Below are 14,312 nucleotides of genomic sequence, written 5' to 3' on the forward strand. Positions count from 1 at the left end.
TTTCAAATAGGAACTACCTATTTTTATAAAAAGTGCTAAAATAGAAAAATGAAAACAATTGGTTAGGGTGATTTCATTGACAAAAATTAAATTAGGTTTATTATATGGTGGAAAATCAGCTGAGCATCAAGTTTCGTTACAAACGGCTCTTGCTGCTATTAAAGCATTAAATCAAGATAAATTCGAGATTCATCCAATTTATATTACAGAGCAAGGTCAGTGGATGCGCGGTGAGCGTATTGAAGGTGAAGTAACGACGGTTGAAGCATTACAAATGAGTGGAGAAGAAAATGCAATTTCTCCTGTATCATTAAGTGCAGAAATTATCCCAACTGCAAATTCTAAGCAAGAAGATGCAATTGATGTTATTTTCCCATTATTACATGGACCAAATGGTGAAGATGGAACAGTACAAGGATTATTAGAATTAATGAACATTCCATATGTAGGTAACGGTGTATTAGCATCAGCTGCTGGTATGGATAAAGTTGTTATGAAAAATATCTTTGCAGAAGCTGGATTGAAACAAGCGAAATATGCATCTTTCATTCGTAGTGCATGGGAAAAAGATCGTGAAACAGCGTATGAAAAAGTAGAAGAAGTGTTAGGCTATCCTTGCTTCGTAAAACCAGCAAACCTTGGTTCAAGTGTTGGTATTAATAAGTGTAAAGATCGTGAAGAGCTTGAGAATGCATTCGAAGAGGCGTTCCAATTTGACCGTAAAATTATTGTTGAAGAAAATATTGTAGGTCGTGAAGTAGAAGTTGGTGTATTAGGTAATGATGAGCCGAAATGTTCAGTTGTAGGCGAAATTGTACCGAAAAAAGATTTTTATGATTACAAATCGAAATACATCGATGGTGATACAGCGTTAATTATTCCAGCTGAAATGACAGAAGAAGAGTCTAATGTAATTAAGCGAGATGCAATTATTGCATTCCAATCATTAGATGGTTCTGGCTTAACACGAGCTGATTTCTTCTTAACGAAAGATGGAGAAGTGTATATTAACGAAGTAAACACAATGCCAGGATTCACGCCGTTTAGTATGTTCCCTCTACTATGGCAACATACTGGATTACCGTATCCAGAATTAATCGAAGAGCTAATTAACTTAGCGATTGAGCGTCACGAAGAAAAACAAAAAATTAAATATACAATCTAACAAAAAAGGAGGAAGCACTATTCGAAGGAATAGTGCTTCCTCTATGTAAGGAGTGTTTTCATGATAAAGCGAACGTTAAAACAAGTAGAACAGATGATAAATGGTACGGGACTAGCAGAGCAGTATGAGGGAATTACTATACAAGGAGTGTCTATTGATACGAGAAAAATTGAAAAAGGAAATTTATATGTTCCGATTCAAGGTGAACGTTTTGATGGACATGCTTTTGTAGATAAAGCTGTTGAAAATGGGGCTATTGCCACACTATGGATGAAAGATGTAGCAAATCCACCCGAGAATCTTCCTGTTATTTTTGTAGAAGATACGCTAGCAACTTTACAAATGTTAGCGAAAAGCTATCGTGATCAATTGGATGTAAAAGTTGTTGGTGTAACGGGTAGTAATGGTAAAACATCTACGAAAGATATTGTAACAAGTATTCTTGCGACTAAATTTAAAGTTCAAAAAACAGAAGGTAATTTCAACAATCATATCGGTTTACCTCTTACTATTTTAAACCTAGAAGAAAATACAGAAGTAGCTGTATTGGAAATGGGTATGTCTAGCCAGGGAGAAATTGAATTTCTATCTAAGTTAGCTCGTCCTGATGCGGCTATTATCACGAACATTGGTGAGGCGCACTTAATGGATTTAGGCTCTCGTGAGGCGATTGCTGAAGCGAAGCTAGAAATTGTTACTGGTTTACAAGAAGGTGGAGTATTCGTCTATAATGGGGATGAGCCGCTATTAACAAATCGCGTTCCGGAAATGAATTTAGCAGCTGAAACAGTTACATTTGGTGATGCGAGAGCAAATGATTATTATCCAACTACTGTAACATTACAGGCAACTGGGACACACTTTAAGATGAACAGAGATGAAACTTTGTCATTCTATCTGCCGGTACTAGGAAAGCACAATGTTTATAATACGCTTGCTTCAATGGCGATTGCGAAACATTTCGGTGTAACGTGGGAAGAAATGAAAGAAGGTTTAGTAACGCTTCAAATGACAGGCATGCGTATGGAAATTGTAAAAACAGATAGTGGTTTAACAATTATCAATGATGCTTACAATGCAAGTCCAACAGCGATGGAAGCTGCGTTCCACTTAATGAACGGTTTAGATGGATTTGCAAAAAAGATTGTTGTGCTTGGCGATATGTTAGAACTTGGAAATCAAGAAGTGCAATTTCATTATGAAGTAGGTAAATTAATTGATCCAGCAAAAATTGCATATGTATTCACATATGGTAGATTAGGGGCTCAAATTGCTGAAGGAGCAAAAATTAATTTCCCTAAAGACCGTGTTAAAGCGTATGATAATAAAGAAGAGTTAGTAAAAGAGTTGCAAGCAGTAGTTGATGTGAAAGATGTTGTGTTAGTGAAAGCGTCTCGCGGTATGAAATTAGAAGAAGTTATTACGATGTTGAAATAATTGGTGTATATAAATAGGGATGATAGCCACGAAAATAGTGGAAACTTATAATAAGCGCTTACAGTAAATGATAAAAAAATAAAAGTAAAGAAAAAAGCTCTGAATATGAAATAAGGTAACAGTTGGGGTTTGCTTTTTACACATACAAAACTTATAATTGATAAAGTGTAATAACGTTTAGAAGTATTTTCGTGAAGAATATACGCCCGGTTATATACGTGAGCATTCAGGAAAAGGGCTTTTCCGCAAATTCGGGAAACGCCTTTTTTTAAATGATAAGTATAGGATAGAAAAGGAGAAGTAACATTGACAACATTTCGAGAATTAGGATTAAGTGAGTCTTTACTGCAATCTGTTGAAAGTATGGGCTTTGAAGAGGCTACGCCGATTCAAGCTGAAACAATTCCACATGCACTGCAAGGTAAGGACATTATTGGGCAAGCGCAAACAGGTACAGGGAAAACAGCAGCATTCGGATTACCACTATTAGATAAAGTGGATACAAATAAAGAAGCAGTTCAAGGTATTGTTATCGCGCCAACGCGTGAATTAGCAATTCAAGTTGGAGAAGAACTATACAAAATTGGTAAACATAAACGCGTTCGTATTCTACCAATTTATGGTGGTCAAGATATTAACCGCCAAATTCGTGCTCTAAAAAAACACCCACACATTATTGTTGGTACGCCGGGTCGTATTTTAGATCATATTAACCGTAAAACACTTCGCTTACAAAACGTAGAGACGGTTGTTCTTGACGAAGCGGATGAAATGTTAAACATGGGCTTCATTGAAGATATTGAAGCGATTTTAACAGATGTGCCAGAAACACATCAAACATTATTATTCTCAGCGACTATGCCAGATCCAATCCGTCGTATTGCTGAGCGTTTCATGACTGAGCCTCAACACATTAAAGTAAAAGCAAAAGAAGTAACAATGCCAAACATTCAGCAGTTCTATTTAGAAGTGCAAGAAAAGAAAAAGTTTGACGTGTTAACACGCTTATTAGATATTCAATCTCCAGAGCTTGCGATTGTATTCGGTCGTACAAAGCGTCGTGTTGATGAACTATCAGAAGCATTAAACTTACGTGGTTATGCAGCAGAAGGTATTCATGGTGACTTAACACAAGCGAAGCGTATGTCTGTATTACGTAAATTTAAAGAAGGTGCTATTGAAGTTCTTGTTGCAACAGACGTTGCTGCACGTGGTCTTGATATTTCAGGCGTAACACACGTATACAACTTCGATATCCCACAAGATCCAGAATCATACGTTCACCGTATCGGTCGTACTGGCCGTGCAGGTAAAAAAGGTATTGCAATGTTATTTGTAACGCCACGTGAATCAGGACAATTAAAAAATATCGAGCGTACAACAAAACGTAAAGTTGATCGTATGGAAGCACCGACACTTGACGAGGCATTAGAAGGTCAACAACGTTTAATCGCAGAAAAGCTTCAAAACACAATCAAAAATGAAAACTTATCATACTACAAGCGTATTGCAGAAGAAATGTTAGAAGAGAATGACTCTGTAACAGTAGTAGCTGCTGCTTTAAAAATGATGACAAAAGAGCCAGATACAACTCCAATCGCTTTAACATCAGAACCACCAGTTGTTTCAAGAGGTGGCGGTTCTAAAAAACGCGGCGGTAACGGAGGCGGATACCGTGATGGTAACCGTAATCGTAGTCGTGATGGACGCGGTGGCGGCGATGGTCGTAACCGTAACCGTGATGGCCGTAATCGTGACGGTAACCGTGATCGTAATCGTGATGGTGGTAGCCGTGATGGTAACCGTGGTCGTAGAGGTGAAGGTCAAGGTCGCCCAGGATCTTCAAACGGACGCGGCGAAAGAAAACATCATAGCCGTCCACAAGCTTAATAAAAAAAGAGAATGCCCTTTGTGGGCATTCTCTTTTTTTATTTCTGTAATTGTGCATACTACATAATAACTTGTATAGAAAAGAGGTGCTATATGCTTGTAAGACTTGGGTATGTTGCGATGAGCGTACATTTGAAGAATGCATCTCCATCTCAAACGATGACATATGCACAGTTTCAGCGAATTGATGATCGAGAGGCTGCGATTCGTAAACTCGAGAGAATTGCTAATTCGAATTTGGAAAATTGCTTACGGTTATTAAAGCATAATAAAGGGCATGATATATCTTTCTTTCGGCTTAGTTCCAAGCTTATTCCTTTAGCGAATCATGAGGAGTTGTTAGAGTGGAACTATATTCGCCCGTTAAAAGAAAATTTAAAAGTGTTAGGTGAGTATGCAATTCGTATGAATATGCGAATTGATTTCCATCCAGATCACTTTGTTGTACTAAATTCACCTGAAGAGAGTATTTTTAAACAATCTGTAAAGACATTGCAGATGCATAAAAAGTTGTTAAAGGGTATGGGGATTGAACATAAGCAACGGTGTGTACTACATGTGGGCGGGGGATATAAAGATAAAGAGCTCGCATTAGAGCGTTTTATCGAAAATTGGTCAAGTGTTCCAAGGGGTATTCAAGAGATGATTATATTAGAAAATGATGACACGACCTTTTCTTTAGAAGAAACATTGTATTTAGGTGAGAAATTAGACATTCCCGTCGTGTTTGATTTGCATCATCATATGATGAATAATGATCGAGAAGATTGGCATGAAGATTGGGCACGTGTTGTCCATACGTGGGAATCGTCTTTGTTACCAGTTAAAATGCACATCTCTAGTCCTAGAGATGGAAAAGACCCGAGAGCGCATGCAGATTTTATTGATGTAGATATCTTCTTATCTTTTTTGAAAAAGATAAAGGGGAGTGTTCCGCAAATTGATTGTATGATTGAGGCGAAGAAGAAGGATGAGTCTTTATTTCAACTAATGAGAGATTTAAGTAAACAAACAGATGTGGAAATTGTCGATGGTGCGAGCTTCTATATTAAATAAGCTCTGCACCATCGAATTTTTTTGTTAAAAGAGGTGTGCAAATGCCGCCAATTATCAATCCTGTTAAATGGCTTATAGGATTGGCAGAGGGATTAAAGAAAGTAAATAGTAGTAATATAAGTATCATTATTGAAAAAATAGCAATGTCTCTTGGTTTTGAAGAACGATATCGACTATACAATAAAAATAATTGGGCACCTAGTAATCCGAAAATACCGCCAGATGATCCGGCGTGAATATATTCAAGGGGCATAATAATATAAGAAGAAATATTTCCGAGAATGCCAGAAAGGAAAAAAATAATAATGAAAGGAAAGTGCCCTAGTTGTTTTTCAATAGAAGAACCAAGCACAAATAAACAAATACTATTAGAAAGAAAATGTTGTAAATCTACGTGTACAAGTAGGGAAGTTATGACACGCCACCATTCTCCTTTAGCGATATATTCATTAGAGGCTGCCATGGGAAAGAGAGAAAAGTCGCCTAACATAATCATGACTAATTGTATAAGAAGTAAAGAGATGATGATCGGTTGTAAGGAAATGCGAGTGGATGGTATTAGCATGTTGTTAGTATCACTCCTTTTGCATCAGAAAGATTCTCTGTTATTCTTACAATATGAATGAAGAAAGCTAAATAGAAGAAGGGGATTTTGAAATGATTGTAGGGATTGGAATCGATATTATTGAGTTAAATCGAATTGAAAAAATGCTAGATGGAAAGCTTAAATTTATGGACCGTATTTTAACTGAAAGAGAACGTGGTGTTGCCGAGGGGCTGAAAGGAAGTCGTCTTACAGAATTCGTAGCTGGAAGATTTGCAGCAAAAGAGGCGTATTCTAAAGCAGTAGGGACCGGTATCGGGAAAGAAGTGAGTTTTTTAGATATTGAAGTAAGGAATGATGATAGAGGTAAGCCGATTATCATTACAAATACAGAGCATATTGTTCATTTATCAATTAGTCATAGTAAAGAATTTGCCGTTGCTCAAGTTGTTTTGGAAAGCTCGTCACGCTAGTCTGCATATTTTATATCTTTGTCTCATATATTTGAGGTAGCGATAAGGAAGGCATATCTTCCATTCATTTATAGGGGCAAAGGGGCTGAAGTGATGAAAAGGCGTCTGTTTTTAGTTCTTATCGGTTTATTGACCGTTTTTGTGTTGGCGGGTTGTATGGAAAAGAAACAGGAAGATGTTGTGAGAGATTTAGAATCGAAAGTTAAAAGCATGAAGAGTTATCAAGCTGAAGCGAAATTATCTATTAAAACAGGAAATGAGCCTCAGGAGTACAACGTAGAGATTTGGCATAAAGAACCTTCGTATTATCGTGTGAATTTGCAGAATGCGAAAAAGGATCAGAGTCAAATTATTTTAAGAAATGATGAAGGTGTATTTGTATTAACACCGGCGCTTAATAAGAGTTTCCGTTTTCAAAGCGATTGGCCGCAAAATAGTAGCCAGGCTTATTTATATGAATCACTTGTAAGGGATATTTTGCAAGACAAGAAAAATCTCTCTTTCGAGAAAACAGATAAGTATTATGTATTTAAAACAAAAACAAATTATCAACATCAAAATATGTTGCCGAAACAAGAAATTAAGCTGAATAAAAGTGATTTAACACCAGTTTCTGTGAAACTGATGGATAATGATCAAAATGTCCTTGTAAAAGTAGATTTCACTAAAGTAAAGTTCGATGCAAAGTTTGATAAAGGTGCATTTGATACGAAACAAAATATGTCTAGAGCACAAGTGGATGTTCAGACGGCAGCGAAAGAAGACAAACCGTTTGCTATTTTGTATCCAAGTGATACGCCGCAAGGTATGACTTTGAAAGACGAAAAGGAGTTGAAGACAGACAGTGGCAAGCGTGCGATACTCACATACACTGGAAGTAAGAAATCCTTTACTTTAATACAAGAAAAGGCGAAAGTTGCAGAGGCTTCGTCAGCGGTAAGTGTAAGTGGTGAGTTAGTTGATCTCGGTTTCACGATTGGTGCATTGACGAAAGACTCTTTAACGTGGTCGCATAACGGAGTAGAGTATATGCTCGTGTCTAAAGGTTTAGAGCCGAATGAGTTGTTAATGGTCGCTCGTTCAGTTACAGCGAAGCAAGTAAAGTAAACTTCTTAGACGTGGTGGTATATGTGCACCACGTCTTTTCTTAGTTTGAGGGGTAGATTTCATAAAAGAAGCATATAAAAGAATAAGCTTCGCATATCGTTTATAAGGAAGTGTATTTATGGAAGAAGCACCATTTTACCGTGACACTTGGGTGGAAGTGGATTTAGACGCGATCTATAATAATATTACGCATATTAAAGAGTCCATTCCAAGTGATGTAGAGATTTTTGCTGTAGTTAAAGCGAATGCATATGGGCACGATTATGTACCGGTGGCTAAAACTGCATTAGAAGCAGGAGCAACAAGATTAGCAGTTGCTTTTTTAGATGAAGCTTTAGTACTTCGAAGGTCTGGTATTACTGTGCCGATTTTAGTATTGGGTCCGTCCCCGCCCCGTGATGTAAATGTTGCTGCTGAAAATGATGTAGCATTAACCGTTTTTCAAAAGGAATGGGTGGACGAAGCGATAAAACTCTGGGATGGTTCGTCTATAATGAAATTCCATATTAATTTTGATAGTGGTATGGGGAGGATTGGAATACGCGAACGTAAAGAATTAAAAGGATTCTTAAAGAGTTTAGAAGGTGCGCCATTTTTAGAACTTGAAGGGGTGTATACACATTTTGCGACAGCAGATGAGGTTGAGACTTCTTACTTTGATAAGCAATACAACACGTTTTTGCAGCAGTTAAGTTGGTTGAAAGAGTTTGGAGTGAACCCTAAATTTGTCCATACAGCCAATAGTGCTGCAACGTTAAGGTTTCAAGGGATTACATTTAATGCAGTACGAATTGGTATTGCGATGTATGGATTAACGCCGTCTGTAGAAATACGGCCGTTTTTACCGTTTAAATTGGAACCAGCGTTGTCGCTTCATACGAAGGTTGCTCATATTAAGCAAGTGATTAAAGGGGATGGGATTAGTTATAATGTCACTTACCGAACGAGAACTGAAGAATGGATTGCAACAGTTGCGATTGGATATGCAGATGGTTGGCTTAGAAGATTGCAAGGATTTAAAGTGCTTGTAAATGGAGAGAGGGTACCGATTGTAGGGCGAGTAACGATGGATCAATTCATGATACTTCTTCCTTGTGAAGTGCCACTTGGTACGAAAGTTACACTCATTGGGAGACAAGGTGATGAGTGTATTAGCGCTACTGAGGTTGCTGAATATTCCGGAACTATTAATTATGAAATTATCGCAACGATAAGCTTCCGTGTGCCGAGAATATTTATACGACACGGTAAAGTTGTAGAAGTAATAAATTATTTAAACAATATATAGAAGGTATTATTATTCGCTTCTTGTCATTTGAGGGGACTTTTCCCTGGTGGAGAATAAGCTCTTTTCTCGATGAGAAGCATCTTTTTATAATCGTTTTTAACATAAGTTACAATTACATGTTGCGGGAAAAATTCCGTTATTTCTTGTTTGAAAGAGACGAAAAGTAAAAGAAGATGAATGTTTTGTTTATGAATTGGAAAACATAAGCATGGAATAAGGAAGTCTTTGCAACGGGCTCCATACAGTGGTATTATTACAATAGGTGTCATATATATATTTGGGTGTGTAGTTGACGGTGGAGGTGTATTTTTGTGTCCGAATCAAGTGTAACTACTGAAATCGTGGTTCGGTTGCCAAAGCAAATGGTAACGGAATTGGACGGAATTGGAAAACAAGAGAATAAGAATCGCCATGAACTAATTTGCCAGGCAACACAACTGTTATTGCGTCAACATAAGACGAAGAAACGCTACCAACATGAATCAATGCGACGTGGGTACATTGAAATGGGAAAAATTAATCTTGGTATTGCATCTGAAGCTTTCTTAGCAGAGTATGAAGCAGCTCATACAGTAGAACGCTTAGTTAGCGGGGGGTAATATTTTGATTGTAAAACGCGGCGACGTGTATTTTGCAGACCTTTCCCCAGTTGTTGGTTCTGAGCAAGGAGGCGTTCGTCCGGTTCTTGTCATTCAAAATGACATCGGAAATCGTTTTAGTCCGACTGTGATTGTAGCGGCTATTACTGCACAGATTCAAAAAGCGAAATTACCCACTCATGTGGAAATTGATGCGAAAAAGTACGGTTTTGAGAGAGATTCTGTTATTTTACTTGAGCAGATTCGAACAATCGATAAGCAACGCTTAACGGACAAAATCACTCATTTGGATGAAGTGATGATGAGTCGTGTAGATGAAGCGTTACAAATTAGTTTAGGACTAATAGATTTTTAAATCGGCAGTTTAAGTTGCTCTCTTTAAAGGGCAACTTTTTTTTATTATAGAGGAGGTTACGGTTGGATATGGAAATGGTAGATAATCGACAAGCGTTAATGAAAATGTTAGTGAAAGAATTAGGCTTTACCGAAAAGCAAGTTCGTCATGTGATTCAATTAACAGAAGAAGGTAACACAGTTCCATTTATTGCTCGTTACCGAAAAGAATGGACAGGCTCTTTAGATGAGGTGCAAATTCGTGCAATCTTAGAAAGATGGCAATATATGATGCAACTTGAAGATAGGAAAGAAGAGGTTCTTCGTCTTATTGGTGAAAAGGGCAAACTAACCGAAGAGTTGTGTCGTCATATTGTTGCTGCAACCAAACTACAGGAAGTAGAAGATTTATATCGTCCTTACAAAGAAAAAAGAAGAACGAAAGCGACAATCGCTAAAGAAAAAGGATTGGAACCGTTAGCTGAGTGGCTATTATTATATAAAAAAGAAGATCCAACAGAGAAGGCCATGGAATTTGTTAGTGTGGAAAAAGAAGTAGCATCTGCAGAAGATGCGTTGCAAGGTGCACAAGATATTATTGCGGAACTTGTTTCGGATAATGCGGCATATCGTAGCTGGATTCGTAATACTACTTTCCGAAAAGGGATTATGTCTTCATCTGTAAAAGATAAAGAAAAAGATGAAAAGAATATATACGAAATGTATTATGGCTATGAAGAACCGTTGCGAAAAGTAGTGCCACATCGTGTACTAGCAATGAACCGTGGTGAAAAGGAAGATGTATTAAGAGTTTCTATTATCACACCAATTGAAGAAATTCTTCAGTTTTTACATAAAAAAATGATTCTTGATGAAGCTTCTAAAAGTGCGCATTATGTACAATTAGCGATGGAAGATGGATATAAGCGATTAATTCAACCTTCAATAGAAAGAGAAATTCGTAAAGAGTTAATGGAAACAGCCGAAGAACAAGCGATTCATATTTTCTCTGAGAATTTACGTAATTTATTATTACAACCTCCGATGAAAGGGAAAGTTGTGTTAGCGGTAGACCCAGCATATAGAACTGGTTGTAAATTAGCAGTAGTAGATGATACAGGAAAAGTTCTTCACATAGATGTTATTTATCCGCATCCCCCTGTTCGTAAATATGAGGATGCAAAAACGAAAATCCTTTCAATTATAGATAAATATGAAGTTGAAAGGATAGCGATTGGAAATGGTACAGCTTCGAGGGAAACGGAAGAATTTATAGTAGATGTATTACAAAATGTAGAACGAGATGTATTTTATATTATTGTAAATGAAGCGGGTGCTAGTGTGTACTCCGCATCGGATGTAGCTCGCGAGGAGTTTCCGAATTTACAGGTTGAAGAAAGAAGTGCTGTTTCAATTGGGAGACGTCTACAGGATCCACTTGCAGAGCTTGTGAAAATTGACCCTAAATCTGTTGGGGTTGGACAATATCAACATGATGTATCTCAAAAGAGATTAAATGAATCATTAACATTTGTGGTAGAGACAGCAGTTAACCGAGTTGGTGTTAATGTAAATACAGCTTCAGTTGCGTTGCTGCAATATGTTTCGGGGTTATCGAAAACAGTTGCGAAAAATATTGTAGCTAAGCGTGAGGAAGATGGAAAATTCACGAAGCGAACTGAGTTAAAGAAAATCCCACGTTTAGGTGCAAAAACATATGAACAATGTATCGGATTCTTACGTATATTAGAAGGAGCGAATCCGTTAGATCGCACAGGGATTCATCCAGAACAATATAAAAATGTTGAATTGCTATTAAAGAGCTTAGGGTTATCGAAGAGTGATGTGGGGAAACCAAACTTGCAAAACAGTTTAGAAGGAGTAGATATTTCTAAATTATCTCAAGAGACGGAGATTGGTGAGCCGACATTAGTTGATATTATGGATGCTTTAATTAGCCCAGAACGAGATTTGAGGGATGAATTGCCAAAGCCACTTTTGAAAAAGGGGATTTTAAAATTAGAAGATTTAAAGCGTGGTATGGAATTAGAGGGGACGATTCGCAATGTTGTTGATTTCGGTGCCTTTGTTGATATTGGTGTGAAGCAAGATGGTTTAGTACATATTTCTAAACTAAGCAAACAATTTGTAAAGCATCCATTAGATATCGTATCCGTGGGACAAATTGTAAAGGTATGGGTAGATGATATTGATACAAAAAAAGGTCGTGTTGCATTATCAATGTTATCGATTGAATAGTAAGAAAAGAGAGCAGATGAAACTGCTCTTTTTTTATAAACTGGAAAGTTTAATTGATTATGAGCTTTGATGTATTTTGCTATAATAAAACCAGCATTCATTTAGCAATTTGATTTGATACCGGTTTTTCTCAAAATATGCACGTTTCATTTGCTTTTTTAGCCACGTGGGCATAGGAATCCCTCCTTGTTTAATCCTGCTCTCAAAAAAAGTAGTTCCTTTTAGTTAAGGTAACTTTGATGAGAGGTTGGTGAGTGGATTTCTATCAATGCTGCATTTTTAGAAATCACGCTTCTTGAATGAGGATGGGTATATGTACTATTTACTATATGTATAAGAAGGGAGAAAAGTGTAAAATTATTTTTTAGTTTAGGAGGAATGAGAATGGATGAGCGAGAAATTCAACGGTTAGTTGAAGAAGTGTCGTTACAATACTTTGGGACGTCCTTCTTACATAAAGCGATGTTTAATAATAGATTGCGTACAACCGGTGGACGCTATCTATTGAAGAGTCATAATATAGAACTGAATTATCGATATTATGAAATGTATGGTAAAGAAGAGTTAGTAGGGATTATTAAGCATGAGCTTTGCCATTATCATTTGCATATCAAAGGAAGGGGATATAAGCACCGAGATAGAGATTTTCGTGAGTTGCTAAAGAAGGTAGGTGCACCGCGTTTTTGTAAACGAATGATTAATGGAGGGAAGGAAACAAAAGTTTATACGTATGAATGTATGGAGTGTTCACTTCGATATGTAAGAAGACGTCAAATAAATACAAAAAGATATGTCTGTGGAAAGTGTAAAGGGAAACTAAAACCGATAACGAAAACATCTTGACAGTAAAAACGCAATCCAGTATATTATAAACATGTCACGTTTGCGCAAGGTGTTGTGAAAAAACTTCTTGACTTACGATGAGAAATTTTATAAGATACAAATTGTCTTTATTATTCCGCAGTAGCTCAGTGGTAGAGCTATCGGCTGTTAACCGATCGGTCGTAGGTTCGAGTCCTACCTGCGGAGCCATACAGAGAAGTACCCAAGTGGCTCAAGGGGCTCCCCTGCTAAGGGAGTAGATCGCTAACGCGGTGCGAGGGTTCGAATCCCTTCTTCTCTGCCATACATATTGGCCCGTTGGTCAAGTGGTTAAGACACCGCCCTTTCACGGCGGTAACACGGGTTCGAATCCCGTACGGGTCACCACTTCGGAGGATTAGCTCAGCTGGGAGAGCACCTGCCTTACAAGCAGGGGGTCGGCGGTTCGATCCCGTCATCCTCCACCATATAAATTATATGAATAATATTGTCGCGGGGTGGAGCAGTACGGTAGCTCGTCGGGCTCATAACCCGAAGGTCGCAGGTTCAAATCCTGTCCCCGCAACCAAATGGTCCCGTGGTGTAGTGGTTAACATGCCTGCCTGTCACGCAGGAGATCGCCGGTTCGACCCCGGTCGGGACCGCCATTTTAACTTCTGCTATATAGCAGTTGTTTTTTATTGGTCATTATGGTACAATAACATTTGTCTTTGAAAAGAAGATAACTATTTCGATGGGCTATAGCCAAGCGGTAAGGCAACGGACTTTGACTCCGTCATGCGCTGGTTCGAATCCAGCTAGCCCAGCCATTTACGAGCCATTAGCTCAGTTGGTAGAGCATCTGACTTTTAATCAGAGGGTCGAAGGTTCGAATCCTTCATGGCTCACTCTTTGTTTTTTCCGCGCGGTCGTGGCGGAACGGCAGACGCGCTAGGTTGAGGGCCTAGTGGGGGAAACCCCGTGGAGGTTCAAGTCCTCTCGGCCGCATCAAAAAAATCTTTTAAAAAATACTTGCATTTGAAAATGTAGTATGATAAGATAATTGAGTCGCCAAGATACAACGACGAAAAAACATCATGAATAAGCGCCCGTAGCTCAATTGGATAGAGCGTTTGACTACGGATCAAGAGGTTAGGGGTTCGACTCCTCTCGGGCGCGCCATAACGGGAAGTGGCTCAGCTTGGTAGAGCACCTGGTTTGGGACCAGGGGGTCGCAGGTTCAAATCCTGTCTTCCCGACCACGCGGGTGTAGTTTAGTGGTAAAACAAGAGCCTTCCAAGCTCTGGTCGAGAGTTCGATTCTCTTCACCCGCTTTTAGTTCTTTGAAAACTGAACGAAA

The 14,312-nt window shown here is 38.2% G+C and carries 13 protein-coding genes and 12 tRNA genes; 23 read left to right on the top strand and 2 right to left on the bottom strand.

Annotated elements, in window-relative coordinates:
- Nucleotides 1-76 precede the first annotated feature (76 nt).
- The 4 genes from VK90_RS25710 to uvsE all read left to right on the top strand — a co-directional run bounded on the left by VK90_RS25710 (nucleotide 77) and on the right by uvsE (nucleotide 5,548).
- Nucleotides 77-1,165 (top strand): D-alanine--D-alanine ligase, encoded by a 1,089-nt coding sequence (locus VK90_RS25710; RefSeq protein ID WP_048376295.1) that lies wholly within the window; start codon nucleotides 77-79, stop codon nucleotides 1,163-1,165.
- Nucleotides 1,166-1,225: 60 nt separating this feature from the next.
- Entirely contained in the window at nucleotides 1,226-2,602 is a 1,377-nt protein-coding gene (gene murF / locus VK90_RS25715; protein ID WP_048376297.1) for a UDP-N-acetylmuramoyl-tripeptide--D-alanyl-D-alanine ligase, read from the top strand.
- A gap of 306 nt (nucleotides 2,603-2,908) precedes the next feature.
- Nucleotides 2,909-4,492 (top strand): DEAD/DEAH box helicase, encoded by a 1,584-nt coding sequence (locus tag VK90_RS25720; RefSeq protein WP_048376299.1) that lies wholly within the window; start codon nucleotides 2,909-2,911, stop codon nucleotides 4,490-4,492.
- Between the two features lie 93 nt (nucleotides 4,493-4,585).
- A complete protein-coding gene (uvsE, locus tag VK90_RS25725) occupies nucleotides 4,586-5,548 on the top strand; it encodes a UV DNA damage repair endonuclease UvsE (RefSeq protein ID WP_002175341.1) in 963 nt (320 codons plus the stop codon).
- On the opposite strand, the gene VK90_RS29475 is transcribed toward uvsE, so the two are convergent.
- Nucleotides 5,541-6,113 carry a rhomboid family intramembrane serine protease gene (locus VK90_RS29475; RefSeq protein WP_071717832.1) on the bottom strand — a complete coding sequence of 191 codons (573 nt, stop codon included), beginning with the start codon at nucleotides 6,111-6,113 and terminating at the stop codon, nucleotides 5,541-5,543. The two genes, uvsE and VK90_RS29475, sit on opposite strands and share 8 nt — an antisense overlap.
- Before the next feature lie 92 nt (nucleotides 6,114-6,205).
- Here VK90_RS29475 and acpS point away from each other — a divergent pair, with 92 nt between their 5' ends.
- The 6 genes from acpS (at nucleotide 6,206) to VK90_RS25765 (ending at nucleotide 12,151) form a co-directional block, all read left to right on the top strand.
- The gene (gene acpS, locus VK90_RS25740) at nucleotides 6,206-6,565 is read left to right on the top strand and encodes a holo-ACP synthase (RefSeq protein ID WP_002175336.1); all 360 of its coding nucleotides are present in this window, start codon (nucleotides 6,206-6,208) and stop codon (nucleotides 6,563-6,565) included.
- A 156-nt stretch (nucleotides 6,566-6,721) separates the two neighbouring features.
- Complete coding sequence (locus VK90_RS25745; protein WP_048376305.1) at nucleotides 6,722-7,672, top strand: LolA family protein; 951 nt, start codon at nucleotides 6,722-6,724, stop codon at nucleotides 7,670-7,672.
- 118 nt (nucleotides 7,673-7,790) lie between these two features.
- The gene (gene alr / locus VK90_RS25750) at nucleotides 7,791-8,960 is read left to right on the top strand and encodes an alanine racemase (protein WP_048376301.1); all 1,170 of its coding nucleotides are present in this window, start codon (nucleotides 7,791-7,793) and stop codon (nucleotides 8,958-8,960) included.
- Nucleotides 8,961-9,271: 311 nt separating this feature from the next.
- Entirely contained in the window at nucleotides 9,272-9,559 is a 288-nt protein-coding gene (locus VK90_RS25755; protein WP_000004570.1) for an antitoxin EndoAI, read from the top strand.
- Between the two features lie 4 nt (nucleotides 9,560-9,563).
- Nucleotides 9,564-9,914, top strand: a complete 351-nt coding sequence (ndoA, locus tag VK90_RS25760; RefSeq protein WP_000635965.1) for a type II toxin-antitoxin system endoribonuclease NdoA — start codon at nucleotides 9,564-9,566, stop codon at nucleotides 9,912-9,914.
- 68 nt (nucleotides 9,915-9,982) lie between these two features.
- The gene (locus VK90_RS25765; protein WP_048376308.1) at nucleotides 9,983-12,151 is read left to right on the top strand and encodes a Tex family protein; all 2,169 of its coding nucleotides are present in this window, start codon (nucleotides 9,983-9,985) and stop codon (nucleotides 12,149-12,151) included.
- Between the two features lie 57 nt (nucleotides 12,152-12,208).
- Here the strand turns inward: VK90_RS25765 and cmpA are convergent, their stop codons facing one another.
- A complete protein-coding gene (gene cmpA, locus VK90_RS29485) occupies nucleotides 12,209-12,325 on the bottom strand; it encodes a cortex morphogenetic protein CmpA (RefSeq protein ID WP_082148066.1) in 117 nt (38 codons plus the stop codon).
- 210 nt (nucleotides 12,326-12,535) lie between these two features.
- Between cmpA and VK90_RS25770 the strand changes: the two genes are divergently transcribed.
- The 13 genes from VK90_RS25770 (at nucleotide 12,536) to VK90_RS25830 (ending at nucleotide 14,286) form a co-directional block, all read left to right on the top strand.
- Nucleotides 12,536-12,994 carry a SprT family protein gene (locus tag VK90_RS25770; protein WP_048376303.1) on the top strand — a complete coding sequence of 153 codons (459 nt, stop codon included), beginning with the start codon at nucleotides 12,536-12,538 and terminating at the stop codon, nucleotides 12,992-12,994.
- A 114-nt stretch (nucleotides 12,995-13,108) separates the two neighbouring features.
- Nucleotides 13,109-13,183: transfer RNA gene (locus tag VK90_RS25775), tRNA-Asn, on the top strand.
- A 3-nt stretch (nucleotides 13,184-13,186) separates the two neighbouring features.
- Nucleotides 13,187-13,277 (top strand) — tRNA-Ser (locus VK90_RS25780).
- An 8-nt stretch (nucleotides 13,278-13,285) separates the two neighbouring features.
- Nucleotides 13,286-13,360 (top strand) — tRNA-Glu (locus VK90_RS25785).
- A 4-nt stretch (nucleotides 13,361-13,364) separates the two neighbouring features.
- Nucleotides 13,365-13,440 (top strand) — tRNA-Val (locus VK90_RS25790).
- 24 nt (nucleotides 13,441-13,464) lie between these two features.
- Nucleotides 13,465-13,541, top strand: a tRNA-Met gene (locus tag VK90_RS25795).
- 3 nt (nucleotides 13,542-13,544) lie between these two features.
- A tRNA-Asp gene (locus VK90_RS25800) sits at nucleotides 13,545-13,620 on the top strand.
- 87 nt (nucleotides 13,621-13,707) lie between these two features.
- Nucleotides 13,708-13,782: transfer RNA gene (locus tag VK90_RS25805), tRNA-Gln, on the top strand.
- Nucleotides 13,783-13,787: 5 nt separating this feature from the next.
- Nucleotides 13,788-13,860 (top strand) — tRNA-Lys (locus VK90_RS25810).
- 17 nt (nucleotides 13,861-13,877) lie between these two features.
- Nucleotides 13,878-13,960, top strand: a tRNA-Leu gene (locus VK90_RS25815).
- A gap of 97 nt (nucleotides 13,961-14,057) precedes the next feature.
- Nucleotides 14,058-14,134: transfer RNA gene (locus VK90_RS25820), tRNA-Arg, on the top strand.
- Nucleotides 14,135-14,137: 3 nt separating this feature from the next.
- Nucleotides 14,138-14,214: transfer RNA gene (locus tag VK90_RS25825), tRNA-Pro, on the top strand.
- A gap of 1 nt (nucleotide 14,215) precedes the next feature.
- Nucleotides 14,216-14,286, top strand: a tRNA-Gly gene (locus VK90_RS25830).
- Nucleotides 14,287-14,312: the final 26 nt, after the last annotated feature.

The sequence above is a fragment of the Bacillus sp. LK2 genome, assembly GCF_001043575.1.
In the GTDB taxonomy this organism is placed as follows: Bacteria; Bacillota; Bacilli; order Bacillales; family Bacillaceae_G; genus Bacillus_A; species Bacillus_A paramycoides.